The following is a 26,348-nucleotide window of genomic DNA, read 5'->3' as shown; positions in this document are numbered from 1 at the left end:
CCACACAGCTAAACGTGGTGCTGTGTGAGTTGAGGTGTTTCTTGCCTCGCTTGACCGTGCAGACATTCAGATTACGGAGATCAGACGGTCACAAGTAGCGATGTTTATCAATCAGCAGGACAAGAAAGCCCCTCAAACTGTGCAGAACTGGCTAACGTGCCTGGGAAGTCTTTACGAGTATGGTCAGGACGTGCAGGACGATTTAACAGAGGAGTTTTCTTTAGAATGGTGATCAACATGAAACGCTTATTTGTGCTGACGCTGGCGCTAATCAGCCTACATGCACATGCCGGAAAGATAACCCTGATCCTTAGTGACGAACAGGAGACAGACAACGCCAACTTTACGGAGATAGTGACGATCAGACCGTCCGAACCGTGCAAATACACCCGAACATTTGAGGAGGAGTAATTTCCGCTTTCTGATTGTGACGAAACGCAGTTTCACTTAGGCCTAATACTTGTTGTGTATGTGGTTATTGTTTGTAAAATGACCGCCGTGATTATTTCAATAACAAGTAAAGGGACTTATGAAACAGTACACCAATGAACTTACCGCCGAAATGCTGGCAGCCTTTGACCAGTCACCATTCACAACCGAACAGCTCGCGGAAATGAACGAAGAAGCCCGTAGCCTGATCGCTGAAAGAAACGCCTACAACCTCGCTCATCCAGTTACAGCCGCTTATCTGGTTGCTACAGAAGGCGGTTTGACACGCGACGGGGGGACGGTTTTCAGTGAATACAACGGGCAGCAGATCGAAATTGAGGACGGTAAACGGCTAAATGTCTCTCTTGTGGGTGATGAAGTTCGTTATCCAGATGGAACCACCGCGAAAATCAGCACTGGAGTAGGTAATACCTGTGGGGACTCAGCAGCTCTTGTCAGTAGCTCACTCGACAACGGCGACGAAATTATCAGTAGCCCACAGGGAAATGTACGAAGAGTGGTCCGGGCCGGGGAAACGTTACCTGCTAACTTTCTGAAATAAGGCGGTTACTATGGCATCGGTAAACAGAGGCTGCACTGTTCACGGTAAGAATGTTGGTCTGCACGGAGATAAAACCTCTACAGGCGCACAATGCATTGCCGCCCGCCCAGGTATGTCTGTTATGGGTAAGTTGAAACTCTACATTGGCGATAAGACCACCCCCTGCCCAAAATGCGGAAAAGAGGGGGTGATTATTACTGGCGATCACCGTCACTCAAATGGAGCTGCTGTTGCGGTGGATGGTGCAGAGATCCTTTGTGGGTGTCCGAGCGGATCAAACTTCCTCATTGCACCAGGTACTGTCGAGGTAAATACGCCTTCGTGGGCTACAGCGCCTGTAGAGCCAGTGCAGCACGCCCAAGTAGCGAAGAAGCAAAACAGCTTTGCTGACACCTGCAAGCCGGAAGATAATCCGCTACTGAACGGCGTTTACATCTGGACTGAAACCACAGACGCAGGGCATGCTTTCGTATCCGTACATCAGGATAATTCGATTTACCTCTATACCTATGGTCGCTACGGCAGAACAGGCCCAGGGAATTTAACTGGTGATGGGATTTTAAACTTTCTGCAAGGTGAAGATGCGAGGGTTTACTATAGAGTAGAACTGTACCGGATGGGCGCAAGGGCGTTTCGAATAGATGACGCTGACCCGGCAAAAACGAGACAGTTCTTTGAACATCTTTGGAACAAGGGTGAACCAGCGATTCGCACATCGGAGATGAAAGAAACGACCCAACGAAGAGGCCGCACAATCGATGAGTATGACGTAACAGGAAATAACTGTACCACTCACTCTGTTGAAGGGATCAAATTTGCTGGTTCAACGGTATTCGAGCACAACTACACATCCCTCACGACGCAGATTCCTATCGAATCCGAGGAAGATTTCACAATCCCCGTCTCATTGCAGCGTTATCTTGAGTCAAAAAGCTCTGACTTCTCATCAATGACAGTCGTTGAAATGACGGACGAGTTTAAAAAGATGTATCCCAACAAGGACAATCTACCGCGCTACCAAGAGTCGCCAAAAGGGAAAGTTCAACACATTGCAGCCGAAGCCGCCGCTACTGGCGATTCATTATCACAGTATTCCAGCGGCACTTTTGGTGGCGTATTAGGTGGATCTTATGGCGTTGACGAGTAGAACTAAAACCATTCTCCGATGGGGAGGGATTTTCATTGTTAGCTTGGGTTACTTCCTCGGACTGTTTGTTGCCTCGCAAGCATTCGCGGTTTTCTCTGAAAATCAGACTCTTGTCTCAGACCCTGTTCCATTAAAGGAGTACTACCAAGCTGTTGATTCACTTGCTCAAGCTACAAACGGTGTTTTTGATGCAGCAATTTATGGTTTCGTGATCGGTGTACCTCTGATCCTACTTATCTTCAAAAAGGTGAGATGACCGCCAAAGGCTGGAAGTCTCCAGCCTTTCCTTCCCTCCTGATTTTAGACAATAGTCGTTCAATGGTAGAACGATCACGACAACTTATGTTAAGTAGGTTGTTGATAGAAAAACGAGTTTTATCGAAGTTTTGCCACAAGGGGAGAGATCTGGAGCGGGCGAAGGGAATCGAACCCTCGTATAGAGCTTGGGAAGCTCTCGTTCTACCATTGAACTACGCCCGCGGTGAGGTGCGAGTGGCATTATAACCCGTTACGGCGACAGAGCAAGGCGAGTTTACTGATAACCGCTGGAGTTTTAAGCAGTTAATCTTCACGGCTTAAACACCTCCCCATTTTGGCAACCAGAACATCGACACCGCTGAAGCCTGGTTCGCGAAGGCATCCTCTCTGCGCCGCACCGTCGCCCGTTATTCTTTGCGTTTCCCAGGCTAAATTGACAGGAATTAGGACAACAGCACCTCCCGCTTCGCTTTGCGAGGAATAGCATATCCTGCGTAGTCACCACGTATTGGTTGGGGAAAAGGATGAACGTTAAGGCAATATTTGTAGGCTTGGTTTTGCTGTCAGGTTCCGTCAATAGTGCACTGGCGGACAGTTGCCTGGAAAACATTTTTGGCGGGCAGGATTGCCGCTACGACAATGGTACCACCTCAAGCAGTCGGGCCAATATCTTCGGCGGGCAGGATGTCCAATACAGCGACGGCAGAACGTCAACCAGCCGCGCCAATATCTTTGGCGGTCAGGATGTGAAAAACAGCGATGGCAGCAGTTCAACCAGCCGCGCGAACATTTTTGACGGCCAGGACACGCAATACAGTAATGGTGAGAGCTCAACCAGCCGCGCCAATATTTTTGGCGGCCAGGACACGCACTACAGCAACGGTAAATCATCGACCAGCCAGGAAAATATCTTTAACGGCCAGGATACGCAAAATTATTAATTCGCGGCGTAATAACGCGCTAACAGGCCAGTCAGCGCCTGTTAGCGTGCTTTATTAGCATTTCGGTGGGCTACCCTGCGGAGGTAAATAACGCAGCGGATCGATAGCCGTCGCGCGATAACGCAACTGGAAGTGCAGCTTGACCGAATCCGTGTCGCTGCTGCCCATGGTGGCAATCTTCTGCCCCGCTTTCACACTTTGCCCGTTATTCACCAGTAACGTGTCGTTATGGGCATAAGCCGTGATGTAATCTTCACTGTGCTTAATCATGATTAAATTGCCGTAACCACGCAGTTGGTTGCCGACATACACCACTTTCCCGGCCCCGGCGGCATAAATCGGTTGCCCGCGCGAACCGGCAATATCGATCCCTTTATTACCGCCTTCCGAAGTGGAATAGGTCATGACCACTTTCCCGGTCGTCGGCCAGCGCCAGCAACGGTCACCTACAGGCGGCCAGGAAGATTGCGGCACCGCAGAAGAGGGCACGACTTTCGCCGTTTTGCCGCTGCCTTTACCCGAGGAAGAGGCCGTTTTCGAGGTGCCTTTCACTTTTAACTGCTGCCCCACTTCAATGGTATAGGGCGGTGAAAGGCCGTTCATGCCAGCCAGATCTTTAATACTGGTGCCGGTTATCCGGGAAATACGGTACAGGGTATCGCCCCGCTTCACCGTATAAACGCCGCCGGAATAACTGCCAACAGAAGATTTGTTCCCGGCGCAGCCAGCCATCAGCAATATAATTGCCAGGCACATCACCCTGCGCAACGGGTTTATCATCAGGCGTCCTGCACGCAAAACAGTTCCTCGAATAAAATAAAAGGCGACCTATGATAAGCAGCCACCGATGTGATGCCAACCCTTTCACGCCGGATGACGCGGAATCGGGTATCCCTGGGCAATGATTTCCATAATTTCCGGCAGATAGGGCATGGCGGGCATCTTCACCAGCGCCGGATAAAAGACCTGCGGCGAAGGAAAAACATCCACCACGTGGCATTGCGACAGCTTGCTGGCGTCGACTTCTGAAGAAGGCAACAGCGTCGCCGCCGCAAGTCCGGACTCCAGCCACTCAAGAATCACGCCTGGCTGGGTAATATGCATAATCACCTTCGGATTGCCGCCCGCTTTACGAAATAAATCGATTAGCATTTCATAGGTTCCGGCATCTTTCGCCCGGTGTAACAGCACCAGTGGAAACGCCGCCAACGCCTGATAATCAAACGGGCTGACGGGGGCTTGTGGCAAACACTGCTTACTGATCACCGCCACTAACCGTACGGGATCGAACGAGACATAATCAAAACCTTCGCTGCGATAGGGTCGCTGAATCATCGCCAGATCGATAGTGCCTTCATTCAACATGGTTTCTAAATGGCTGGAATCGGTTACCGAGATATTAATTTCCGCGTCGGGATGGCGTTTATAAAGCTCCAGCAACAACGGCTTAAAATAGGATTGAAAAAGATGCGTTAAGCCAAGTCTTAACTGGAATTTCTCTTTATTGGCAATCGCCACCGTTTCGCGTGCAGTATCTTCCACCTGGCGTAATATTTCACAGGCTTTACGATAAAGAAAATAACCGGCATCAGTAGGTTCAATACGATTTCCCTGACGGGTAAACAACGAAACTTGCAGCTCTTCTTCCAGCTCCTGGATCCGTTTACTGAGCGGAGGCTGCGCCATATTCAGCACTTTCGCCGCCTGGCTTACTGAGCCCTGTTCCACCACACGACAAAAATAACGCAATCTTTTCAAATCCATACGACATCTCTCCGCCATACCCGAATGCTCAGTATCCCACTTAGCGTGGCAAAGGAAAAGTCCGCGATTTTAATCAATTCACCAACGTTAAATTAACAATTATATAAAGAGTACTTTTTTGATCTGGTCTGAATCAGGAAAACGGTATTTGTTTAATCGGCAACATAAAAATAAGGTGAGCACAGCAAGTAAATTCCTATCAAAAAATGGAACAGACCATGTCAACCAGAAAAAATAATAATGCCAGCGGCGTTTCCGATTTACGCTCTGCTCTTGAATTATTAAAAACACTTCCCGGCGAATATGTCGAAACCGACACCGAAGTTGACCCGCACGCAGAACTCTCCGGCGTTTACCGCTACGTAGGCGCGGGCGGTACCTGCCAGCGTCCGACACGTAAGAACGGCCCGGTGATGGTGTTTAACAAAGTGAAAGGTTTTCAGGACATCAGTGTGGCGATTGGCCTGAATGGTTCACGTAAACGCGTCAGCCATTTCCTTAACTGCGAGCCGGAAAAACTCGGCCATCTGCTGAAAGATTCCGTACAGAACCCGATCCCACCGGTTCTCAGCAAAGACCACGCTGTTTGCCAGCAAGTGGTGCACCTTGCCAGCGACGCGAATTTCGATCTGCGCAAGTTGCTGCCAGCACCGACCAACACCGAAGAAGATGCCGGTCCGTACATCACCATGGGTCTGTGCTACGCCTCCGATCCGGAAACCCATGAATCCGATATCACCATTCACCGCCTGTGCGTTCAGAGCCGCGATGAATTGTCGATGTGGCTCACTCCGGGCCGTCATATTGATGCATTCCGCATGAAAGCCGAAGCGGCAGGTAAACCGCTGCCGATCTCCATCAGCATTGGCGTCGATCCGGCAATCGAAATTGCCGCCTGCTTTGAACCGCCAACCACACCGCTGGGCTATGACGAGCTGAGCGTTGCCGGGGCGCTGCGCGGTCACGCAGTCGAAATGGTGCAATGTAAAACCATCAACGAACGCGCGATTGCGCATGCGGAGATCGTTATCGAAGGCGAGTTGCTGCCTAACGTGCGTCTGCGTGAAGATCAGAACACCGATACCGGTAAAGCGATGCCGGAATTCCCGGGTTATACCGGCGAAGCGAAAGAAGCACTGCCGGTCATCAAGGTGAAAGCGGTAACCCATCGCTACAACCCTATCTGGCGCACGACCGTGGGTCCGGGTGAAGAACATGTCAACATGGCGGGTATCCCGACCGAAGCCAGCATCCTGGATATGGTTGGCCGTGCAATGCCGGGCAAACTGCTTAACGTGTTTGCGCACTCAGCAGGCGGCGGCAAGCTGCTGGCGGTGATGCAATTCAAAAAATTCTCCCCTGCGGATGAAGGCCGCCAGCGTCAGGCCGCGCTGCTGGCATTCTCTGCGTTCCCGGAGCTGAAACACGTGATTCTGGTCGACGAAGACGTGGATATTTTCGACAGCGACGATGTGCTGTGGGCCATGCAGACGCGCTATCAGGGCGATGTGGATACCGTGACGATCCCAGGCGTGCGTTGCCATCCGCTTGATCCGTCTCAGATCCCGGCTTACAGCCCAAGCATTCTGCAGCAGGGGATGTCCTGCAAAACCATTTTTGACTGCACAGTGCCGTTCCATCTGAAAAGCCACTTTGAACGTTCGAAGTTCAAAGAGGTGGATGTGAAACGTTTCCTGCCGGATTTCGAGTAAGGGGAAAGGTGTGACCACAACGCAACGCATCATTGTCGGTATTAGCGGCGCTTCCGGTTTTCAGTATGGCGTGAAAGCACTTGAGCTTTTACGCGCGCAGGATCTCGAAGTCCATTTAGTTATCTCGAAAGGGGCGGAAAAAACCTGCGAGTTGGAGACGGATTACCGGCTTGACGACGTGAGGGCGATGGCGGATGTGGTCCACCCTATCGGCAATCTCGGCGCAGCTATCTCCAGCGGATCGTTTAAGACCATGGGCATGCTTGTCGCGCCCTGTTCCATGCGTTCGCTGGGTTCCATTGCAAACTGCCTGACGGATAACTTGCTAACCCGCGCCGCCGATGTGGTGCTGAAAGAGCGCCGTCGTTTGGTGCTGCTGGCACGCGAAACACCGCTGAATCTCGGGCACATTCGCAATATGCAGGCTGTTACGGAAATGGGCGGGATTATTTTCCCGCCGGTTCCGGCGCTGTATCAGCGCCCGCAAACCACAGATGAGATCATTACCCACAGCGTCAGTCGCGCACTGGATCTGTTTGGTATTGATGTAAAAAACCTCCCGCGCTGGGGCGAGGGACACCTTACCCATAACGCGTAATCTTTCAGGAAACATTATGTTAATCGGTCCTTATGTGAACGGCGCCGCAGTGATTGTCGGCGGTCTGCTGGGTTCACTGGTTGGCACCCGCATCCCCGATCGGGTCAAAGTGGCGTTGCCGCTGACGTTTGGTTTGTGCTCGGTTGGGCTTGGCATCAACCTGGTGATTAAAGTGAAATTTATGCCGGCAGTAGTGCTGGCAATGGTGCTGGGGGCGGTGATTGGCGAAGCCTTCTTCTTTGAAAAACAGATTGGCAGAGCGGCAGGCACTACCCGTGGCTTGATCAACCGGATTTTCCCGCCAGTACAGGGGTTAACCCACGATGAATTTACGGAAAAATTCGTCGCGATCCTGGTGCTTTTCTGTGCCAGCGGAACGGGGATTTTCGGCGCCATGCATGAAGGGATGACCGGCGATCCGTCCATTTTGTATATCAAAACGGTGCTGGATCTGTTCACCGCCGCCATTTTCGCCACCATGCTGGGCTTTTCGGTGATGACCATCGGTCTGCCGCTGATTGCCGTACAGGTCGCGCTGGCAACGCTGGCGGTCTACATCGTGCATATGATAACGCCAGATATGATGGGCGATTTCTCCTGTGCTGGCGGCCTGATTATGGTGGCAACCGGACTGCGCATTTGTAATATCAAACCCTTCCCGGTGGCGAATATGCTTCCCGGTCTGGTACTGGTGATGCCCTTTTCCGCTCTCTGGGCAAAACTGTTTGCCTGATAGTCAGGTATAATAGTGTTCGCACGGTGGCGCTGCGCTTACCGGACCCGTGGGATCGCCCTCCCGCAGTCCGCAGTAAGCGCAGCGCCATCCGGCGTTCTCAGTACTGGAGTCGTTATGGGTCTACAAGAACACGTCATTTTGGTTAATCACCAGGGAGAGGTGACTGGCACTCAGGAGAAATACGCCGCACATACTTCCCACACCCCATTACATCTGGCTTTTTCATGCTGGGTTTTCAATCGGCAGGGCCAGCTTCTGATCACCCGTCGCTCACTGAGCAAAAAAGCCTGGCCCGGTGTCTGGACCAACTCAGTGTGTGGTCATCCGCAACTGGGTGAATCCGATGAACAGGCGATTCTTCGCCGCTGCCATTTCGAAATTGGTGCCAGCGTCGATAGCATTACCGCCATCCATCCCGGTTTTCGTTACCGTGAAACCGATCCATCCGGTATCGTCGAAAACGAAGTATGCCCGGTTTATGCCGCGCGGATTGACGGTGACGTCGTCGCCAACCCCGATGAAGTCATGGCGTATCAATGGGTCGATCTCGATGCCATATTACAGGGGCTGGACGCAACGCCATGGGCCTTCAGTCCGTGGATGGTAAGCGAAGCGTCGCCCGGTGAAGGACGGGATAATCTCCGCCGGTTTACCGCCAGATTGCAGCAATAAAAAAGCCCCGACGCGATCAACGCCGGGGCTTTTTTTATCGCTAAGCGATTATTTTACCGGACGCATTGCCGGGAACAGGATCACGTCACGAATGGTGTGGCTGTTGGTGAACAGCATAACCATGCGGTCGATACCAATCCCCAGACCTGCCGTCGGCGGCAAACCATGTTCCAGCGCCGTCACGTAATCTTCGTCATAGAACATCGCTTCGTCGTCGCCAGCATCTTTCGCTGCAACCTGGTCAGCAAAGCGCTGCGCCTGATCTTCCGCGTCATTCAGCTCGCTAAAGCCGTTACCAATTTCACGACCACCAATGAAGAATTCAAAACGGTCGGTGATTTCCGGGTTCACGTCGTTACGGCGCGCCAGCGGGGAAACTTCCGCCGGGTACTCGGTAATGAAGGTCGGCTGAATCAGGTGCGCTTCGGCCACTTCCTCGAAGATCTCGGTCACGATACGGCCCAGACCCCAGCTCTTCTCAACCTTGATACCGATGCTATCAGCAATGGCTTTCGCGCTGTCGAAGTTATCCAGATCCGCCATATTGGTTTCCGGACGGTACTTTTTGATCGCTTCGCGCATGGTCAGTTTTTCGAACGGCTTGCCAAAATCGAAAACTTCGTCGCCGTACGGCACTTCGGTCTTACCAAGGATGTTCTGCGCCAGGGTGCGGAACAGCGACTCGGTCAGCTCGATCAGATCTTTATAATCCGCATACGCCATGTAGAGTTCCATCATGGTGAACTCAGGGTTATGGCGCACGGAGATGCCTTCGTTACGGAAGTTACGGTTGATTTCGAACACGCGCTCAAAACCGCCCACCACCAGACGCTTGAGGTAGAGCTCCGGCGCGATGCGCAGGTACATATCCAGATCCAGCGCGTTATGATGCGTGATAAACGGACGCGCAGACGCACCGCCAGGGATCACCTGCATCATTGGGGTTTCCACTTCCATAAAGTCGCGGCCAACCATGAACTGACGAATACCGGCCAGGATCTGTGAACGAACCTTGAAGGTGTTACGGGATTCGTCGTTCGCAATCAGATCGAGGTAACGCTGACGGTAACGCGCTTCCTGATCCTGCAAACCGTGGAATTTATCCGGCAGCGGACGCAGCGCTTTGGTCAGCAGACGCAGCTCGGTGCAGTGAATAGAGAGTTCGCCAGTCTTGGTTTTGAACAGCTTGCCGCGTGCGCCGAGGATGTCGCCGAGGTCCCATTTCTTGAACTGTTCGTTATAAACGCCTTCCGCCAGATCGTCGCGCGCAACGTACAGTTGGATGCGGCCGCCAACGTCCTGCAACGTCACGAAAGAGGCTTTACCCATAATGCGACGGGTCATCATACGACCGGCAACCGCCACTTCAATGCCGAGTTCTTCCAGCTCTTCGTTCTCTTTGGCATCGAATTCAGCGTGCAGCTTGTCAGAGGTCTGGTCGCGACGGAAATCATTCGGGAACGGCACGCCCTGCTCACGCAGTTGCGCCAGCTTCTCACGGCGATTTTTCAGTTCATTATTAAGTTCAACTGCCGCGTCAGCGCCCTGTGCTTGTTGTTCAGACATGTTGGTTCCTCATAACCCTGCTTTCAAACTTGCTTCAATAAATTGATCCAGGCTGCCGTCCAGCACCGCCTGCGTATTGCGGGTTTCAACCCCGGTGCGCAGATCTTTGATGCGGGAATCATCCAGGACATAAGAACGAATCTGGCTACCCCAGCCAATGTCGGACTTGGTGTCTTCCATCGCCTGCTTCTCAGCATTTTTCTTCTGCATCTCCAGCTCATAAAGCTTCGCTTTCATCTGCTTCATGGCCTGGTCTTTGTTCTTATGCTGGGAACGGTCGTTCTGGCACTGCGTTACCAGCCCGGTCGGAATATGGGTAATACGTACGGCTGATTCGGTACGGTTAACGTGCTGACCGCCCGCACCGGATGCGCGGTACACGTCGATACGCAGGTCCGCCGGGTTGATTTCGATATCGATATCGTCTTCCACTTCCGGGTAGACAAACGCAGAGCTGAACGAGGTATGACGGCGACCGCCGGAGTCAAACGGACTTTTACGCACCAGACGATGAACGCCGGTTTCCGTACGCAGCCAACCGTAGGCGTAATCGCCCATGATCTTAATGGTGACAGATTTAATACCGGCAACTTCACCTTCGGACTCTTCAATCACTTCCGTTTTGAAGCCTCGCGCTTCGGCCCAGCGCAGATACATGCGCAGCAGCATGCTTGCCCAGTCCTGCGCTTCGGTGCCGCCGGAACCCGCCTGAATATCAAGGTAGCAGTCGGCGCTGTCATACTCGCCGGAGAACATGCGGCGGAACTCCAGTTGCGCCAGTTTCTCTTCCAGCCCATCCAGTTCAGCGACAGCTTCGTTGAAGGTCTCTTCATCGTCAGCTTCAACAGCGAGATCCAGCAAGCCGGTAACATCTTCCAGCCCCTGACTCATCTGATCGAGCGTATCAACAATGGCTTCGAGTGAAGAACGCTCTTTGCCCAGCGCCTGTGCGCGCTCAGGCTCATTCCATACGTCCGGCTGTTCCAGCTCGGCGTTTACTTCTTCCAGACGCTCTTTCTTGGCGTCATAGTCAAAGATACCCCCTAAGAACGTCGGAGCGCTCCGTGAGGTCCTGAATACGATTTTTTACCGGGTTAATTTCAAACATGGTCTGATTTCTTTTAATGGACTTGTCAAAATGCGGTGATAAGGGCGGGAGTTTACCGGATCCACGCCCTTTTTTGTAGCGAATACTGGCGCTAAATTGGCCAGAGGTTTTCGATAATCAACTGTACGCTACGGTTGCCGCGAAACTCGTTAACATCAAGTTTATAAGCAATATTCACCTGCCGCACGCCATTGTCCGGCCAGCAGGTGGTATCCACGTTAAACGCGATACCGTCCAGTAACGGGCCGCCGCCAACGGGTTCCAGCATCACCTTCAGATGGCGTTCCCCCACCAGCCGCTGCTGCAACAGGCGAAATTCACCGTCGAACAGCGGTTCCGGGAACATCTGCCCCCACGGACCGGCTTCACGCAGCATCTCGGCGATTTCCAGCGTCATCTCTTGCGCCGCCAACGGCCCATCAGAAACAATTTCGCCCTGCAATAACGCCGGATCCAGCCACTCGGTGACCAGTTCGCCAAAGCGCTGCCGGAACTCGTCAAAGCGCCCCTCTTCCAGGGTTAAACCCGCCGCCATCGCATGGCCGCCGAATTTCAGCATCATGCCTGGGAATAACATATCCAGCCGTTCCAGCGCATCGCGCATGTGCAAACCCTGAATAGAACGCCCCGACCCTTTCAACACGCCGTCGCCCGCGGGGGCAAAGGCGATAACCGGGCGGTGAAAACGCTCTTTGATACGCGACGCAAGAATACCCACAACACCCTGGTGCCACTCAGGATGGTACATTGCCAGCCCGCCGGGTAGCGTATCGAGACTGCGTTCAAGTTTCTCGCACAGGGTGAGCGCTTCAGCCTGCATACCCTGTTCAATCTCTTTGCGCGTCTGGTTCAGCGCATCCAGATCGTTGGCAAGCTGTCGCGCCTCGCCGAGGTTATCGCACAGCAGCAGCGCCACGCCGACAGACATATCGTCCAGCCGACCGGCCGCATTCAGGCGCGGCCCCAGCGCAAAACCGAGATCGCTGGCCGCCAGTTTTTGCGCGTCGCGATTAGCGACTTCCAGCAGCGCCTTGATACCGGGACGGCAGCGCCCGGCGCGAATGCGGCTCAGCCCTTGCCAGGTCAGGATGCGATTATTGGCATCCAGCGGCACCACGTCCGCCACCGTACCCAAGGCCACCAGGTCAAGCAACTCGGCAAGGTTTGGCATCGCCAGGCCGCGCGCGTCAAACCAGCCGTTATCACGCAGAAAACTGCGCAACGCCAGCATCAAATAAAACGCCACGCCCACCCCCGCCAGCGATTTCGACGGGAAATCACAGTCACGCAGGTTAGGGTTAACAATGGCTTCTGCCTCGGGCAAGGTTTCACCCGGCAAGTGGTGATCGGTCACAATCACCGGAATGCCCAGCGCATGCGCCCGCTCAACGCCAGCATGGGACGAAATACCGTTATCGACGGTCAAAATAAGCTGCGCGCCACGTGCATGAGCCTGCTCGACAACTTCCGGGCTAAGACCATAACCATCGTCAAAGCGGTTTGGCACCAGGTAGCTAACGTTTTCGCACCCCAGAGAACGCAGCGCCAGCACGCTTAAGGCCGTGCTGGTTGCGCCATCGGCGTCAAAGTCGCCGACGACAATAATCCGCAGCCCTTCGCGCAATGCGTTGTATAAATGCGTTACCGCATCGTCAATGCCATTAAGCTGATGCCACGGCAACATGCCTTTGACGCTACGCTCCAGTTCGCGGTCATGCCGCACGCCGCGGCTGGCGTATAACCGGCGCAGCAGAGGCGGAAGGGAATCCGCCAGTTCCACCGCGTCATCGACTACGCGGCGGCGAAGTTGTATCTGAGCTTTCACGCGAATTACTTACCGCCAGTGGCTTTTTGATGTTGGTCGAGAAACGCTTTCATCTCGGCAGGCGCCTGATACCCCGGCACAACATAGCCATCGTTCAGCACAACCGCCGGCGTACCGTTCACGCCAAACTGCACGCCCAGCGCGTAGTGATTGGCGATATCCATATCGCAGCTGGCCGGTTTAACGCCTTTGCCGTTCATGGCATCATCAAAAGCTTTGTTACGATCTTTGGCGCACCAGACCGCTTTCATATCTTTCTCTGCTTCGCTTCCGATACCCTGGCGCGGAAACGCGAGGTAGCGCACGGTGATGCCTAAGGCGTTGTAGTCAGCCATTTCGCTGTGCAGCTTCTGGCAATAGCCGCAGGTGATGTCGGTAAAGACGGTGATCACATGTTTTTCCTGCGGGGCTTTGTAGACGATCATCTCTTTTGCCAGCGCATTGAGGTGCGGCATCAGCATTTGCGAGGTGACGTTCACCGGTTGCGCGCCGCTAACGTCGTACATCGGCCCCTGGATAATATGTTTGCCGTCTTCGGTGACATACAGCACACCGCTACTGGTCAACACGGCTTTCATTCCGGCAACCGGCGCGGGCAGGATTTCAGAGCTCTGCACACCCAGTTTCGCCAGCGACTGCTTGATCGCCGCATCATCTGCATGAGCAGCACCAGAAAACGCCGCCACCAGGGTGAACATGATTAAACCGTTTTTCATAACACATCCTTAGATTGTCAGTATCACGCCCGCGGGTGATGCTGTTGATGAAGCTTACGCAGCCGCTCTGTAGCCACATGCGTATAAATTTGCGTTGTCGACAGATCCTGGTGCCCCAGTAACATTTGCACCACGCGCAAATCCGCACCGTGGTTGAGCAGATGCGTGGCAAACGCATGGCGCAACACGTGTGGCGACAGCTTCTCGCTATCAATGCCCGCCAATTGAGCATAGTGCTTGATTCGGTGCCAGAACGTCTGTCGTGTCATCTGTTGCGCGCGCTGACTCGGAAACAGTACATCTATCGATACGCCGTTAAGCAGCCAGGGACGACCATATTCAAGGTAATTTTCCACCCAGTAAACTGCTTCTTCGCCTAACGGCACCAGACGTTCTTTATTGCCTTTCCCGATTACCCGCAACACCCCCTGACGCAGGCTGATGTCGCTCATCGTTAACCCCACCAGTTCAGAAACACGAAGGCCGGTGGCGTAGAGCACTTCAAGCATCGCTTTATCGCGTAACTCCAGCGGTTGGTCAACCACCGGCGACTGCAATAACCGTTCGACCTGCGCTTCGCTTAAATCTTTGGGCAGGCGTTGAGGCAATTTTGGTGAGGCCAGTAACGCGCTGGGGTCGTCGCTGCGAATTTTTTCACGATACAGGTACTGAAAAAAACGCCGCACGGCGCTCAGTAAGCGTGCCGAACTGGTCGCTTTATATCCCCCGTCGACGCGCTCCGCCAATATCGCCTGTAAATCCTCGCTCTGCGCCTGTTCGAGGCTGCTCTCCCGGTGGTGTAGCCACTCGACGACGCTCTTCAGGTCGCGGCGATAAGCGCTGAGGGTATTTTCCGCCAGGTTGTTCTCAAGCCAGAGAGCATCCAGAAACTGCTCAATGCGTGCCAGATCCTGTTCCATCTGCGCCTCCTTCTCTCAATCGCTGCATTATGCCTGATTGCCGTACGATTCTGGTACACTGCTCGCAAAGAGACATCAAGCATTGAGAAGTTTACGTTATGAATATTGGTCTGTTTTACGGTTCCAGCACCTGCTACACCGAAATGGCGGCGGAAAAAATTCGCGATGTTATCGGGCCGGAACTGGTGACGTTGCACAACCTGAAAGACGACGCCCCTGCACTGATGGAGCAGTACGATGCGTTGATCCTCGGCATTCCCACCTGGGATTTTGGCGAATTGCAGGAAGACTGGGAAGCCATCTGGGATCAGCTTGACAACCTTCATCTCGACGGAAAAATCATCGCGCTGTACGGGATGGGCGACCAGCTCGGCTATGGCGAATGGTTCCTCGACGCGCTTGGCATGCTGCATGACAAACTGGCGCCCAAAGGTGTGACATTTATCGGCTATTGGCCAACTGAGGGCTACGAGTTTACCAGCAAGAAACCGGTCATCGCCGATGGCCAACTTTTCGTTGGCCTGGCGCTTGATGAAACCAACCAGTACGATCTGAGTGAAACGCGCATTCAGGCCTGGTGCGAGCAGATCCTGCTGGAAATGGCGGAACGGTTCGCCTGAATACGCACCGTCTCGCGCTTAACGAAGCCCCTGCGCCGGTTTTTGAGAGAGCATCCGGCGCAGATCGCGCCACTCCTGTGCATCCATGCTGTCCGCCGCCAGCCACAAATGTTGGCGACGTCCGTCTTCTTCGCGGCGCAACCGCAGCATCATACCGCTGCGTAACATCCACGGCGCGCCGACAATATGCCACTCAACGCCCTGCCAGCGCAGACGAGACTCCATCAGCAGTTTGATTTCGCCATGGCAGGCATTGATGCGCCGTTGGCTGCGCACGCAGTCAAAAACCACCAGCGATAACAATAACAGCCACAACGGCGTATAGCTCAATGGCCATGGCATCAGCAATATCAGCGCCGCCACCAGACCATGGAGCAGTAAAGAGAGCCATTGCGCGCGCCATGAGACGCGTAAATCAGATTGCCACAGGACCACGTTCCCGATTCCGTGTTTGAATTACCTGCACCATTCTCTGCAACCCCGCATCCTGGGGTTTGCCATGATTCATCAGCCAGTTAAATAAGTCCGGGTCATCGCTTTCCAGCAGGCGCACAAACAGTTGCTTGTCGTCATCGCTCAGCGTGTCGTACTCATGTTCAAAAAAAGGCATGATGGAGATATCGAGTTCGCGCATTCCACGGCGGCACGCCCAGTGGATACGGGCTTTGTTATTAATATCCATGTTCTTCTCCCTGCGTAGGCATGATGGGGCCTATTGTAACGTGTTTTTATGCTTTCTTTTGCGGATTATTTATCCTTACGAGGACGCTTACGGAATAAATCGCATGGTCTGCAAAAATTTCATTCCGCTGCGCAGTCGCTCGCAAGGCTTTCACAATGGCACAAAACGCGTGCTTTATCGCTTGCATTGAACAATGGCTCTTTTACCATTAAGCACCAACACAGCGTTAAGCTAATCAGGACATTATTATGGCTTTTACTCCATTTCCTCCGCGCCAGCCGACCGCATCCGCACGTCTGCCGCTGACGCTTATGACGCTCGATGACTGGGCACTGGCGACCATCACCGGCGCAGACAGCGAAAAATACCTGCAAGGCCAGGTGACCGCCGATGTTGCGAAAATGCCCCCTGAACAGCATCTGCTGGCGGCGCACTGCGATTCTAAAGGTAAAATGTGGAGCAATATGCGGTTGTTCCACTACCAGGATGGATTTGCCTGGATTTTACGCCGCAGCGTGCGTGAATCGCAGTTGACCGAACTGAAAAAATACGCCGTCTTCTCAAAAGTCACGATAGCCCCCGATGACGAACACGTGCTGCTGGGTGTGGCTGGTTTCCAGGCGCGCGCTGCGCTGACTGACCTGTTCACGACGCTGCCGGATGCGGAAAAACAGGTTGTTCAGGATGGTGCGACCACCCTCCTGTGGTTTGCCCACCCTGCTGAGCGCTTTCTGCTGGTGACCGATGTTGCAACCGCCGAACGCGTCACAGAGAAACTGCGCGGCGAAGCGCAACTGAATAACAGCCAACAATGGCTGTCGCTGAATATCGAAGCCGGTTTGCCGGTTATCGATACGCCGAACAGCGCGCAGTTTATTCCGCAGGCGACCAACCTGCAGGCGCTCGGCGGCATCAGCTTTAAAAAAGGCTGCTATACCGGGCAGGAAATGGTGGCTCGTGCGAAATTCCGCGGCGCAAACAAACGTGCGCTGTGGTATCTGGCGGGCAAGGCCAGCCGCGCTCCGGAAGCGGGTGAAGACCTCGAAATGCAGATGGGGGAAAACTGGCGCCGCACCGGTACCGTGCTGGCTTCAGTGCAGCTTGATGATGGCCGCCTGTTAGTGCAGGTCGTGATGAACAATGATATGGAGCCTGGCAGCGTATTCCGCGTTCGCGACGATGCGAATACTTTAAGTATCGAACCGCTACCCTACTCATTATCAGAAGAATAGTTTGATGAAGCCGGGGCTGGTGCAAGCGCCCCCCGGCAATATCGACTAAACCTGCCCGACGTACAGGTAGATTGCCAGGAAGTGGCAGACACTGCCGCCAAGCACAAAACCGTGCCAGATCGCGTGGTTATAAGGGATCCGCTTGCAGACGTAAAATATCACGCCAAGCGAGTACACCAGTCCCCCCACCGCCAGCAGTGTTACGCCGCCAACCGACAAGCGGGTGGCAAGCTGATAAATCACAATCAGTGACAGCCAGCCCATTGTCAGATACGTCACCAGCGACAACACCTTAAACCGGTGCGCAATAGTGAGCTTAAACAGGATCCCCAACAACGCGAGGCTCCAGATGACAATCATCAGCCCGCGCGCCAGCGGCGAATCCAGACCGACCAGCAGAAACGGCGTATAGGTACCGGCAATCAACAAATAGATCGCGCAGTGGTCAAATTTCTTCAACCATATCTTTGCCCGCTGATGCGGAATAGCATGGTAAAGCGTCGAAGCGAGAAACAGCAAAATCATGCTGCCGCCATACAGACTGTAGCTGGTGATGGCCATCGTACTGGCGTTACTGTCCACTGCCTGCACCAGCAGCAGCACCAGGCCGACAATACCAAACACCAGCCCGATACCGTGGCTGATGCTGTTGGCAATTTCCTCTGCCAGTGTGTATCCCTGTGCGATTAATGGTTTCTGCACCATAGCTGACTCCGGGAAGAACTCTCAAAACGTTGCGATCATAGAGTAACTGAGAATGATTCCAGTGCACACCTGTACGCTAAAATAAATATCGTATCGGAATATTTGCCAGCCGCAGGGTAACACGTAGCGCAAAAGTCGGGGCAACACCGACAGAGTTATGGCAGCATGTGCTCACGCCCAGGCCAACCGCGCATAAAATGGGTGGCGTTAACAAAAAGCAAAGGATACCGCCGTGACGATGTTTACTCACTCGGCCATCGCCAGCCTCAATAATCTGGAGATGATGGTCTATAACTTTGTCGTCAAGAATCGTGACAAAGTGATGTACATGACGATTCGTGAACTGGCCGACGCGGCGGACGTCTCCACAACGACGGTGTTGCGCTTTTGCCGCAAACTCAACTGTGAAGGTTATTCTGAGTTCCGGGTGCGTTTTAAATTATATCTGGAACAAAATGAACCCCAGCAACCTAATTTCGGCGCCAGCGAAATTATCAGCTTTTTTAAAGGGGTGAATAACGATGAGTTTGATAAATTACTCGATAACGCTGTTGACGTTATATTATCGTCCGAGCGCATTATATTTGTCGGTGCAGGGACATCAGGCGCGTTAGCAAAATATGGTGCGCGTTTCTTTTCTAATATCGGGAAATTCAGTAACCATATCGATGATCCTTATTTCCCGGTGACCAATGATATGGCGAAAAACGCGCTGGCGATTGTGCTCTCCGTCTCCGGCGAGACAGAAGAGATCCTGCGTTTTGCCAGCCAGTTCAGCCTGCATCACTGCAAAGTGCTCTCTGTCACCAGTCATGAGCATTCACGGCTGGCGAAACTGGCGGACTTTAATATCTCCTGGCATGTTCCGCAGACCCGCATTACCGGCGGCTACGATATTACGACACAAATCCCGGTAATTTATATTCTGGAGACCCTGGGAAGAAAACTGGCGAAGAAAATAGCATAAAAAAACAGGCTGTTTTTTTGATGTAACAAATTACCGGAGCAGGTAATTTGTTATATCGTGACATTTAATTCCCCTTTGTTAGACTCGTTACCAGTGAATATGACGAGAAGAGCAAAGATGAAAAAATTAACCTTACCGAAAGACTTTTTATGGGGCGGCGCCGTTGCCGCACACCAGGTTGAAGGCGGCTGGAATAAGGGCGGCAAAGGCCCCAGCATCTGCGACGTACTGACCGGCGGCGCGCACGGCGTACCACGCGAAATCACACAGCAAGTCGAGCCGGGGAAATACTACCCCAACCATGAAGCCATCGATTTTCACGGCCATTACAAAGAAGACATCAAGTTGTTTGCCGAAATGGGCTTCAAGTGTTTCCGCACTTCCATCGCCTGGACGCGTATTTTCCCGAAGGGCGACGAACAGCAGCCGAATGAGGAAGGGTTAGCGTTCTACGACGACATGTTCGATGAACTGTTGAAATATAACATTGAGCCGGTAATTACCCTCTCGCACTTCGAAATGCCACTGCATCTGGTGCAGGAATACGGCGGCTGGACAAACCGTAAAGTGGTTGATTTCTTTGTACGTTTTGCAGAAGTGGTCTTTGAACGCTACAAAAATAAGGTCAAATACTGGATGACCTTCAACGAAATCAACAACCAGCGCAACTGGCGCGCGCCACTGTTCGGCTACTGCTGCTCTGGCGTGGTCTACACCGATCATGAAAACCCCGAAGAGACCATGTATCAGGTGCTGCACCACCAGTTCGTGGCCAGCGCCATGGCGGTTAAAATTGGTCATCGCATCAACCCATCCATGAAAATTGGCTGCATGCTGGCAATGGTGCCGCTGTATCCGTTCTCCTGTAAGCCAGAAGATGTGATGTATGCGCAGGAATCAATGCGTGAACGCTATGTCTTTACCGACGTTCAATTGCGCGGTTACTACCCGTCGTATGTGCTGAATGAGTGGGAGCGCCGCGGTTTCACGATCAAAATGGAAGCGGGTGATGAAACCATCCTGCGTGAAGGCTGCTGCGATTACCTCGGTTTCAGCTATTACATGACCAATGCAGTAAAAGCGGAAGGCGGTTCCGGTGATGCACTGTCAGGTTTCCAGGGCAGCGTACCCAATCCGCATGTGAAAGCATCTGACTGGGGCTGGCAGATTGATCCGGTAGGCCTGCGTTATGCACTGTGTGAATTGTACGAGCGTTACCAGAAACCGCTGTTTATCGTGGAAAACGGTTTTGGCGCGTACGATAAAGTCGAAGACGATGGCAGCATTAACGACGATTACCGTATCGACTATCTGCGCGCGCACGTTAAAGAGATGGTGGAAGCAGTGACCTATGACGGTGTCGACCTGATGGGTTATACCCCATGGGGATGCATCGACTGCGTGTCGTTCACAACGGGCCAGTACAGCAAACGTTACGGCTTTATTTACGTGAACAAGCATGACGATGGCACGGGCGATATGTCGCGATCGCGGAAGAAGAGTTTTCACTGGTACAAAGCGGTGATTGCGAGCAACGGCGAAACAATCTGAGTCAGTTTTCCCCTCACCTTGCCCCTCTCCCCCCTGGGGAGAGGGAATGCATCGGTAGCATATGATATTCCCTTACCGGGCCTCATATCCGGGGGGAGAGGGAATGCACCAGTGGCATATGATATTCCCTTACCAAGCCTCATATCCTGGCGGGGAAAGGGGGATGTACCGGTGAGGGATGACCGCAGTTTTCCCCCTCTCCCTTCCAGGGAGAGGGCCGGGGTGAGGGTCTTTACCGCCCCCCAGCCAAATCTAAAAAACTCCCCGTCACATACGACGCTTTATCACTCAGTAACCAGACAATCCCCTGTGCAACCTCCTCGGGTTGCCCGCCGCGTTGCATCGGTATCGCACGGCTCACGCGATCGACGCGCCCCGGCTCACCGCCGCTGGCATGCATGTCGGTATAGATAAAACCAGGACGAACGCAGTTGACCCGGATCCCGTTGGCCGCCACCTCCAGCGCTAACCCGGTCGTCAGCGTATCAACAGCGCCTTTCGAGGCCGCATAATCAACATATTCACCGGGGGAACCGGTTCGTGCCGCAGCCGATGAAACATTCACAATCGCGCCACCTTGCCCACCATACTGGTGAGACATGCGTTTTACGGCTTCGCGACAACACAGAAAATAACCGGTCACGTTAGTGCTTAGCACCTGGTTAATACGTTCGGCGGTCAGGTTTTCCAGCCGGCTTTGCTGAAACAAAATCCCGGCATTATTCACCAGCGCCACCAGCGGTTCCGCTTCATTGTCGATACGAGTAAACAGAGCATCTACTTGTGCTTCATCGCTGATATCCGCCTGCACTGCAAAAGCGTGACCGCCCTGGGCAATGATCTGTGCCACCACCTCGTCAGCCGCCTGCGCGTTATGCTGATAATTCACCGCCACGTTATACCCTTCCTGCGCCAGCAGTAGCGCTGTCGCCCGACCAATCCCCCGGCTGGCGCCGGTGACTAAAGCTATCGCCATTATCCTCTCCCATAATAAAAGGGCGCCGAAGCGCCCTTAAAAGATAGCCTTATTACCACACTACTGATATTCGCTTACCGGCACGCAGGAGCAGAACAGGTTACGGTCACCGTAAACATCATCCAGACGTTTTACCGTTGGCCAGTATTTATTGACCACACCCGCCGGGAATACCGCTAACTCGCGGCTGTAACCGTGGTTCCATTCAGCAACCAGTTCATTTTGCGTGTGCGGCGCATTTACCAGCGGGTTGTCTTCCAGCGGCCATTCGCCCTGTTTCACACGATCGATCTCAGCGCGGATCGCCAGCATCGCGTCAATAAAGCGATCCAGTTCAACTTTGCTTTCCGATTCGGTCGGTTCGACCATCAGCGTTCCGGCAACCGGGAACGACATGGTCGGCGCATGGAAGCCGTAGTCAATCAGGCGTTTGGCGATATCCAGCTCACTGATGCCGGTCTCTTCTTTCAGCGGGCGGATATCGAGAATACATTCGTGTGCCACGCGGCCATCACGACCGGTATACAGCACCGGAAATGCCCCTTTCAGACGGCTGGCAATATAGTTGGCATTGAGGATCGCGACCTGGCTGGCCTGTTTCAGCCCTTCAGCGCCCATCATGCGGATGTACATCCAACTGATAGGCAGAATCGACGCGCTACCGAAAGGCGCAGCGGACACCGCGCCCTGACGGGTCAGCATTCCTTCGATTTGCACCACGCTGTGACCCGGCACGAACGGCGCCAGATGCGCTTTCACGCCAATCGGCCCCATGCCCGGACCGCCGCCGCCGTGCGGAATGCAGAACGTTTTGTGCAGGTTAAGATGCGATACATCCGCGCCAATAAAGCCCGGCGAGGTAATGCCAACCTGAGCATTCATGTTCGCGCCATCCAGATAGACCTGGCCGCCGAACTGGTGCACCACTTCGCAGACTTCACGAATCGTCTCTTCGTAGACACCGTGGGTGGACGGGTAAGTCACCATGATGCAGGAGAGATTATCGCCCGCCTGTTCGGCTTTTGCGCGCAGGTCAGCAAGGTCGATATTGCCGTTTTTATCACACGCGACCACCACCACCTGCATACCGGCCATCTGTGCCGATGCCGGGTTGGTTCCGTGGGCAGAGCTGGGGATCAGGCAGATATCGCGATGCCCCTCGTTGCGGCTTTCGTGGTAATGGCGGATAGCCAGCAGACCTGCATATTCACCCTGCGCACCGGAGTTCGGCTGCATGCAGAGCGCATCATAACCGGTCAGTTTAACCAGCCAGTCAGAGAGCTGGGCGATCATCTGATGATAACCTTCCGCCTGTTCCGGCGGGCAGAACGGGTGCAGTTCTGCAAATTCCGGCCAGGTAATGGGGATCATTTCCGCTGCGGCGTTCAGCTTCATGGTGCAGGATCCCAGCGGGATCATCGCCTGGTTCAGCGCCAGATCTTTGCGCTCCAGCGAGTGCATATAGCGCATCATTTCGGTTTCGCTGTGATAGCGATTAAAGACCGGATGCGTCAGGAAGGCATCGTCACGCAGCATGCTTTGCGGAACAGAACGGCTGTCGAGCGCCACGTCCTGGTCCAACGCATCGATATCCAGACCGTGATTATCCCCCAGCAGCACCGTAAACAGCGCCAGCACATCTTCACGGGAGGTGGTTTCATCCAGCGTAATGCCCACAGCGTTGAGGATGTCGCTACGCAGGTTAATTTCCTGCGCTTCTGCGCGTGCCAGCACTGCGGCTTTATCCGCCACATCCACACACAGCGTGTCGAAGTAGTGCGCATGCCGCAGTTTCAGGCCGTTACGCTGCAAACCAGCGGCCAGGATGTCGGTCAGGCGATGAATGCGCCCGGCGATGCGTTTCAGCCCGGCCGGACCGTGGAAAACCGCGTACAGACTGGCGATATTGGCCAGCAGGACCTGCGAAGTACAAATGTTCGAGTTCGCTTTCTCACGACGGATATGCTGCTCGCGTGTCTGCATCGCCATGCGCAGCGCGGTGTTACCAGCGGCATCTTTTGATACGCCGATAATACGGCCAGGCATGGAGCGTTTGAATTCGTCTTTTGCAGCAAAGAAAGCCGCATGCGGACCGCCGTAGCCCATCGGCACGCCAAAGCGTTGCGCGGAGCCAAATACAATGTCAGCACCCTGTTTGCCCGGTGCAGTCAAATGTACCAGCGTCAGCAGATCGGCAGCGACGCTGACGATGATTTTGCGGTTTTTCAGCTCAGCAATAAGCGCGCTGTAGTCGTGAACTTCACCGGTCGTCCCCACCTGCTGGAACAGCACGCCGAACACATCCTGGTGATCCAAGACTTTGTCGGCGGCATCCACAATCACATCAAACCCGAAGGTTTCGGCACGGGTACGAACCACATCCAGCGTTTGCGGGTGGACGTCGGCCGCCACAAAGAAGCGATTCGCCCCTTTCAGTTTGCTGACGCGCTTCGCCATCGCCATCGCTTCAGCCGCCGCAGTGGCTTCATCCAGCAACGACGCGGAAGCCATATCCAGCCCGGTCAAATCCAGCGTCACTTGCTGGAAATTGAGCAGCGCTTCCAGACGCCCCTGCGACACTTCCGGCTGGTAGGGGGTGTAGGCGGTGTACCAGCCCGGGTTTTCCAGCATATTGCGCAGAATAACCGGCGGTAACTGCACGGCGGTATAGCCCATGCCAATGTAAGACTTAAAGCGCTTGTTACGTCCGGCAATCGCTTTCAGTTCGGCCAGGGCCGCGAACTCGGTAGTTGGCTCCCCAACCTGCGGCGGTGTGGCAAGCTGGATGTCTTTTGGCACGATCTGGCCGATCAGTGCATTTAACGAATCCGCGCCAACGGTATTCAGCATCTCCAGCTGTTGCTGAGCATCCGGCCCAATGTGACGTTCAATGAAAGCGCCACGGTTTTCAAGCTGGCTTAAAGTCTGTGTCATGAGCGATGGTTCCTGAAACGTGCAGTGAATCGTGTTTGGACATTATCTGAATACGCTAAATCCTTCGTGTTGCAGGAGGGCGGCGACGCCGTCAATCCCCAGACGCTTACATCAGTAGGTGACTGGGAGAGCAAGGAAGCCAACGCGTTTGCAACGCGAAGGATGACGCGTATTTATTCGTCTTCTAACAGTGCCGCGTAAGCCGTGGCATCCAGCAGCGCAGCTACTTCCGCTTCGTCGCTGGCTTTGATTTTGAAGATCCAGCCTTCACCGTAGGGCTCGCTGTTAACCAGCTCAGGCGCGTCATTCAGCGCATCGTTCACCGCGACAACTTCACCGCCGATAGGCGCGTAAATGTCCGACGCGGCTTTTACCGACTCCGCCACGGCGCAGTCATCGCCAGCGGCAACGGTTGTCCCCACATCCGGCAGGTCAACAAACACCATATCGCCCAGCAGTTCCTGCGCGTGCTCGGTGATGCCAACGGTGTAGGTACCGTCCGCTTCTTTGCGCAGCCACTCGTGTTCTTTACTGTATTTCAGATCGCCAGGTACATTGCTCATCTCAATCTCTCCAGATAAAAAAAGGTTACGCGACGGCTTTGCCAGCACGCACAAAAATCGGTTTGGTCACTTTGACCGGCATTTCACGGTTGCGGATTTGCACCACCGCCGTTTCGCCAATGCCAGCAGGAACGCGCGCCAGTGCAATACTGTAGCCAAGCGTTGGCGAGAAAGTCCCGCTGGTGATCACGCCTTCCTGCACATTGCCCTGGTTATCGGTGAAACGTACCGGCAGTTCGTTGCGCAGCACGCCTTTCTCGGTCATCACTAACCCAACCAGTTGCTCAGTGCCTTTTTCCCGCTGTAATTCCAGCGCTTCACGACCGATAAAATGGCGATCCTGCGGCTCCCAGGCAATGGTCCAACCCATATTGGCCGCCAGCGGAGAAACGCTTTCATCCATTTCCTGACCATACAGGTTCATGCCGGCTTCCAGACGCAGCGTATCGCGCGCGCCGAGGCCGCAAGGCTTCACGCCCGCACCCAGCAATGCCTGCCAGAAGTCGGCCGCACGTTCGTTCGGCAGCGCAATTTCATAGCCCGCTTCGCCGGTATAACCGGTGGTCGCGATAAAAAGGCCATCAACATCAACGCCAAAGAAAGGTTTCATCCCGTCGACCGCGCTGCGCTGCGCATCGCTGAATAATGATGCGGCTTTCGCCTGCGCATTCGGCCCCTGTACGGCGATCAGCGACAGATCATCCCGAACGGTGAGTTCAATGGCGAAGGGTTCTGCGTGTTGGGAAATCCAGGAGAGGTCTTTTTCGCGGGTGGCGGAGTTAACAACGAGGCGGAAAAAATCTTCAGTGAAATAATAGACGATCAGGTCATCAATGACGCCGCCCGAGGCATTTAGCATGCCGGTATAAAGCGCTTTACCGGGCTTGGTGAGTTTCGCGACATCGTTAGCCAGCAAGTAGCGTAAAAACTCGCGGGTACGTGCACCTTTGAGGTCGACGATGGTCATGTGCGACACATCAAACATACCTGCGTCGGTACGCACCGCATGATGTTCATCAATCTGCGAGCCGTAATGCAACGGCATCATCCAGCCATGGAAGTCCACCATGCGGGCGCCGCACAGCGTGTGTTGTTCATACAAAGGGGTCTGCTGAGCCATCTTTTCCTCGTCGAATAAGCTGAGCCATCACGCTCGCCGGTGGC

Annotated in this window: 26 protein-coding genes and 1 tRNA gene; 12 read left to right on the top strand and 15 right to left on the bottom strand. The window is 53.9% G+C overall.

Features of this window, described 5'->3' with window-relative positions; translation table 11 throughout:
* Window positions 1–529 precede the first annotated feature (529 nt).
* From N7922_RS04380 to N7922_RS04370, 3 genes are read left to right on the top strand one after another with little or no spacing between them, the layout of a single operon-like run.
* Complete coding sequence (locus N7922_RS04380) at window positions 530–991, top strand: hypothetical protein (protein ID WP_263099415.1); 462 nt, start codon at window positions 530–532, stop codon at window positions 989–991.
* 10 nt (window positions 992–1,001) lie between these two features.
* Window positions 1,002–2,138, top strand: coding sequence for a PAAR domain-containing protein (locus N7922_RS04375; protein WP_263099414.1), 1,137 nt, complete (start codon window positions 1,002–1,004; stop codon window positions 2,136–2,138).
* Window positions 2,122–2,394 carry a hypothetical protein gene (locus N7922_RS04370; protein WP_263099413.1) on the top strand — a complete coding sequence of 91 codons (273 nt, stop codon included), beginning with the start codon at window positions 2,122–2,124 and terminating at the stop codon, window positions 2,392–2,394. The genes N7922_RS04375 and N7922_RS04370 overlap by 17 nt, the downstream gene beginning before the upstream one ends.
* Before the next feature lie 150 nt (window positions 2,395–2,544).
* Here N7922_RS04370 and N7922_RS04365 read toward each other — a convergent pair.
* A tRNA-Gly gene (locus N7922_RS04365) sits at window positions 2,545–2,618 on the bottom strand.
* Between the two features lie 335 nt (window positions 2,619–2,953).
* On the opposite strand from N7922_RS04365, the gene N7922_RS04360 reads away from it, so the two are divergent.
* Window positions 2,954–3,337 (top strand): hypothetical protein, encoded by a 384-nt coding sequence (locus N7922_RS04360; protein ID WP_263099412.1) that lies wholly within the window; start codon window positions 2,954–2,956, stop codon window positions 3,335–3,337.
* A 54-nt stretch (window positions 3,338–3,391) separates the two neighbouring features.
* On the opposite strand, the gene actS is transcribed toward N7922_RS04360, so the two are convergent.
* On the bottom strand, window positions 3,392–4,135 hold the full coding sequence (actS, locus tag N7922_RS04355) for an amidase activator ActS (protein ID WP_411554162.1): 744 nt from the start codon (window positions 4,133–4,135) through the stop codon (window positions 3,392–3,394).
* A gap of 66 nt (window positions 4,136–4,201) precedes the next feature.
* Complete coding sequence (locus N7922_RS04350; protein ID WP_263099410.1) at window positions 4,202–5,101, bottom strand: LysR family transcriptional regulator; 900 nt, start codon at window positions 5,099–5,101, stop codon at window positions 4,202–4,204.
* 218 nt (window positions 5,102–5,319) lie between these two features.
* On the opposite strand from N7922_RS04350, the gene N7922_RS04345 reads away from it, so the two are divergent.
* The 4 genes from N7922_RS04345 (at window position 5,320) to idi (ending at window position 8,819) form a co-directional block, all read left to right on the top strand.
* A complete protein-coding gene (locus tag N7922_RS04345) occupies window positions 5,320–6,813 on the top strand; it encodes a UbiD family decarboxylase (protein WP_263099409.1) in 1,494 nt (497 codons plus the stop codon).
* A 10-nt stretch (window positions 6,814–6,823) separates the two neighbouring features.
* The gene (locus N7922_RS04340; RefSeq protein ID WP_263099408.1) at window positions 6,824–7,411 is read left to right on the top strand and encodes a UbiX family flavin prenyltransferase; all 588 of its coding nucleotides are present in this window, start codon (window positions 6,824–6,826) and stop codon (window positions 7,409–7,411) included.
* Between the two features lie 16 nt (window positions 7,412–7,427).
* The gene (locus N7922_RS04335) at window positions 7,428–8,144 is read left to right on the top strand and encodes a DUF554 domain-containing protein (RefSeq protein WP_263099407.1); all 717 of its coding nucleotides are present in this window, start codon (window positions 7,428–7,430) and stop codon (window positions 8,142–8,144) included.
* Between the two features lie 117 nt (window positions 8,145–8,261).
* Window positions 8,262–8,819, top strand: coding sequence for an isopentenyl-diphosphate Delta-isomerase (gene idi / locus N7922_RS04330; RefSeq protein WP_263099406.1), 558 nt, complete (start codon window positions 8,262–8,264; stop codon window positions 8,817–8,819).
* A gap of 48 nt (window positions 8,820–8,867) precedes the next feature.
* Here the strand turns inward: idi and lysS are convergent, their stop codons facing one another.
* From lysS to xerD, 5 genes are all read right to left on the bottom strand, one after another.
* A complete protein-coding gene (gene lysS / locus N7922_RS04325) occupies window positions 8,868–10,385 on the bottom strand; it encodes a lysine--tRNA ligase (protein WP_263099405.1) in 1,518 nt (505 codons plus the stop codon).
* 9 nt (window positions 10,386–10,394) lie between these two features.
* A protein-coding gene (gene prfB / locus N7922_RS04320) for a peptide chain release factor 2 (RefSeq protein ID WP_263099404.1) occupies window positions 10,395–11,493 on the bottom strand; the annotation gives its coding sequence in 2 pieces (ribosomal slippage) (window positions 10,395–11,417 and window positions 11,419–11,493; 1,098 coding nt in all).
* A 91-nt stretch (window positions 11,494–11,584) separates the two neighbouring features.
* Entirely contained in the window at window positions 11,585–13,318 is a 1,734-nt protein-coding gene (gene recJ / locus N7922_RS04315) for a single-stranded-DNA-specific exonuclease RecJ (RefSeq protein WP_263099403.1), read from the bottom strand.
* Window positions 13,319–13,323: 5 nt separating this feature from the next.
* A complete protein-coding gene (dsbC, locus tag N7922_RS04310; RefSeq protein ID WP_263099402.1) occupies window positions 13,324–14,034 on the bottom strand; it encodes a bifunctional protein-disulfide isomerase/oxidoreductase DsbC in 711 nt (236 codons plus the stop codon).
* Between the two features lie 23 nt (window positions 14,035–14,057).
* Window positions 14,058–14,954 carry a site-specific tyrosine recombinase XerD gene (xerD, locus tag N7922_RS04305; RefSeq protein WP_088237748.1) on the bottom strand — a complete coding sequence of 299 codons (897 nt, stop codon included), beginning with the start codon at window positions 14,952–14,954 and terminating at the stop codon, window positions 14,058–14,060.
* Between the two features lie 98 nt (window positions 14,955–15,052).
* On the opposite strand from xerD, the gene fldB reads away from it, so the two are divergent.
* On the top strand, window positions 15,053–15,574 hold the full coding sequence (gene fldB / locus N7922_RS04300) for a flavodoxin FldB (protein WP_263099401.1): 522 nt from the start codon (window positions 15,053–15,055) through the stop codon (window positions 15,572–15,574).
* An 18-nt stretch (window positions 15,575–15,592) separates the two neighbouring features.
* Here fldB and N7922_RS04295 read toward each other — a convergent pair whose 3' ends face one another.
* Both N7922_RS04295 and sdhE read right to left on the bottom strand, forming a co-directional pair.
* Window positions 15,593–16,009, bottom strand: coding sequence for a protein YgfX (locus N7922_RS04295; protein ID WP_263099400.1), 417 nt, complete (start codon window positions 16,007–16,009; stop codon window positions 15,593–15,595).
* A complete protein-coding gene (gene sdhE, locus N7922_RS04290) occupies window positions 15,990–16,256 on the bottom strand; it encodes an FAD assembly factor SdhE (protein ID WP_263099399.1) in 267 nt (88 codons plus the stop codon). The genes N7922_RS04295 and sdhE overlap by 20 nt, the downstream gene beginning before the upstream one ends.
* Window positions 16,257–16,504: 248 nt before the next feature.
* Between sdhE and ygfZ the strand changes: the two genes are divergently transcribed.
* The gene (gene ygfZ, locus N7922_RS04285; RefSeq protein ID WP_061493247.1) at window positions 16,505–17,488 is read left to right on the top strand and encodes a tRNA-modifying protein YgfZ; all 984 of its coding nucleotides are present in this window, start codon (window positions 16,505–16,507) and stop codon (window positions 17,486–17,488) included.
* Window positions 17,489–17,533: 45 nt separating this feature from the next.
* Here ygfZ and trhA read toward each other — a convergent pair whose 3' ends face one another.
* The gene (trhA, locus tag N7922_RS04280; RefSeq protein WP_263099398.1) at window positions 17,534–18,193 is read right to left on the bottom strand and encodes a PAQR family membrane homeostasis protein TrhA; all 660 of its coding nucleotides are present in this window, start codon (window positions 18,191–18,193) and stop codon (window positions 17,534–17,536) included.
* A gap of 238 nt (window positions 18,194–18,431) precedes the next feature.
* On the opposite strand from trhA, the gene N7922_RS04275 reads away from it, so the two are divergent.
* Complete coding sequence (locus N7922_RS04275; RefSeq protein ID WP_263100829.1) at window positions 18,432–19,160, top strand: MurR/RpiR family transcriptional regulator; 729 nt, start codon at window positions 18,432–18,434, stop codon at window positions 19,158–19,160.
* Between the two features lie 117 nt (window positions 19,161–19,277).
* Entirely contained in the window at window positions 19,278–20,711 is a 1,434-nt protein-coding gene (locus N7922_RS04270) for a 6-phospho-beta-glucosidase (protein WP_263099397.1), read from the top strand.
* A gap of 232 nt (window positions 20,712–20,943) precedes the next feature.
* Here N7922_RS04270 and N7922_RS04265 read toward each other — a convergent pair whose 3' ends face one another.
* From N7922_RS04265 to gcvT, 4 genes are all read right to left on the bottom strand, one after another.
* Entirely contained in the window at window positions 20,944–21,687 is a 744-nt protein-coding gene (locus tag N7922_RS04265) for an SDR family oxidoreductase (protein ID WP_263099396.1), read from the bottom strand.
* Window positions 21,688–21,747: 60 nt separating this feature from the next.
* Window positions 21,748–24,621: an aminomethyl-transferring glycine dehydrogenase gene (gcvP, locus tag N7922_RS04260; protein WP_263099395.1), complete on the bottom strand. Its 2,874-nt coding sequence runs from the start codon at window positions 24,619–24,621 to the stop codon at window positions 21,748–21,750.
* Window positions 24,622–24,794: 173 nt separating this feature from the next.
* Window positions 24,795–25,184: a glycine cleavage system protein GcvH gene (gcvH, locus tag N7922_RS04255; protein ID WP_061493241.1), complete on the bottom strand. Its 390-nt coding sequence runs from the start codon at window positions 25,182–25,184 to the stop codon at window positions 24,795–24,797.
* A gap of 25 nt (window positions 25,185–25,209) precedes the next feature.
* The gene (gcvT, locus tag N7922_RS04250; RefSeq protein WP_263099394.1) at window positions 25,210–26,304 is read right to left on the bottom strand and encodes a glycine cleavage system aminomethyltransferase GcvT; all 1,095 of its coding nucleotides are present in this window, start codon (window positions 26,302–26,304) and stop codon (window positions 25,210–25,212) included.
* Between the last annotated feature and the right edge of the window lie 44 nt (window positions 26,305–26,348).

This window comes from Kosakonia sp. ML.JS2a (assembly GCF_025642095.1).
Classification (GTDB): Bacteria; Pseudomonadota; Gammaproteobacteria; order Enterobacterales; family Enterobacteriaceae.
Note: the sequence above shows the minus strand (reverse complement) of the source record. Positions and strands in the feature narration are given on the sequence as shown.

Excerpts from the sequence above, each read along its gene's own strand:
- N7922_RS04345 (WP_263099409.1), top strand. The coding sequence starts at position 5,320 with ATGTCAACCAGAAAAAATAATAATGCCAGCGGCGTTTCCGATTTACGC.
- idi (WP_263099406.1), top strand. The coding sequence starts at position 8,262 with ATGGGTCTACAAGAACACGTCATTTTGGTTAATCACCAGGGAGAGGTG.
- lysS (WP_263099405.1), bottom strand. The coding sequence starts at position 10,385 with ATGTCTGAACAACAAGCACAGGGCGCTGACGCGGCAGTTGAACTTAAT.
- N7922_RS04370 (WP_263099413.1), top strand. The coding sequence starts at position 2,122 with ATGGCGTTGACGAGTAGAACTAAAACCATTCTCCGATGGGGAGGGATT.
- gcvP (WP_263099395.1), bottom strand. The coding sequence starts at position 24,621 with ATGACACAGACTTTAAGCCAGCTTGAAAACCGTGGCGCTTTCATTGAA.
- N7922_RS04380 (WP_263099415.1), top strand. The coding sequence starts at position 530 with ATGAAACAGTACACCAATGAACTTACCGCCGAAATGCTGGCAGCCTTT.
- N7922_RS04275 (WP_263100829.1), top strand. The coding sequence starts at position 18,432 with ATGTTTACTCACTCGGCCATCGCCAGCCTCAATAATCTGGAGATGATG.
- dsbC (WP_263099402.1), bottom strand. The coding sequence starts at position 14,034 with ATGAAAAACGGTTTAATCATGTTCACCCTGGTGGCGGCGTTTTCTGGT.
- N7922_RS04350 (WP_263099410.1), bottom strand. The coding sequence starts at position 5,101 with ATGGATTTGAAAAGATTGCGTTATTTTTGTCGTGTGGTGGAACAGGGC.
- ygfZ (WP_061493247.1), top strand. The coding sequence starts at position 16,505 with ATGGCTTTTACTCCATTTCCTCCGCGCCAGCCGACCGCATCCGCACGT.
- N7922_RS04375 (WP_263099414.1), top strand. The coding sequence starts at position 1,002 with ATGGCATCGGTAAACAGAGGCTGCACTGTTCACGGTAAGAATGTTGGT.
- xerD (WP_088237748.1), bottom strand. The coding sequence starts at position 14,954 with ATGGAACAGGATCTGGCACGCATTGAGCAGTTTCTGGATGCTCTCTGG.
- sdhE (WP_263099399.1), bottom strand. The coding sequence starts at position 16,256 with ATGGATATTAATAACAAAGCCCGTATCCACTGGGCGTGCCGCCGTGGA.
- N7922_RS04265 (WP_263099396.1), bottom strand. The coding sequence starts at position 21,687 with ATGGCGATAGCTTTAGTCACCGGCGCCAGCCGGGGGATTGGTCGGGCG.
- N7922_RS04270 (WP_263099397.1), top strand. The coding sequence starts at position 19,278 with ATGAAAAAATTAACCTTACCGAAAGACTTTTTATGGGGCGGCGCCGTT.
- gcvT (WP_263099394.1), bottom strand. The coding sequence starts at position 26,304 with ATGGCTCAGCAGACCCCTTTGTATGAACAACACACGCTGTGCGGCGCC.
- gcvH (WP_061493241.1), bottom strand. The coding sequence starts at position 25,184 with ATGAGCAATGTACCTGGCGATCTGAAATACAGTAAAGAACACGAGTGG.
- trhA (WP_263099398.1), bottom strand. The coding sequence starts at position 18,193 with ATGGTGCAGAAACCATTAATCGCACAGGGATACACACTGGCAGAGGAA.
- fldB (WP_263099401.1), top strand. The coding sequence starts at position 15,053 with ATGAATATTGGTCTGTTTTACGGTTCCAGCACCTGCTACACCGAAATG.
- N7922_RS04335 (WP_263099407.1), top strand. The coding sequence starts at position 7,428 with ATGTTAATCGGTCCTTATGTGAACGGCGCCGCAGTGATTGTCGGCGGT.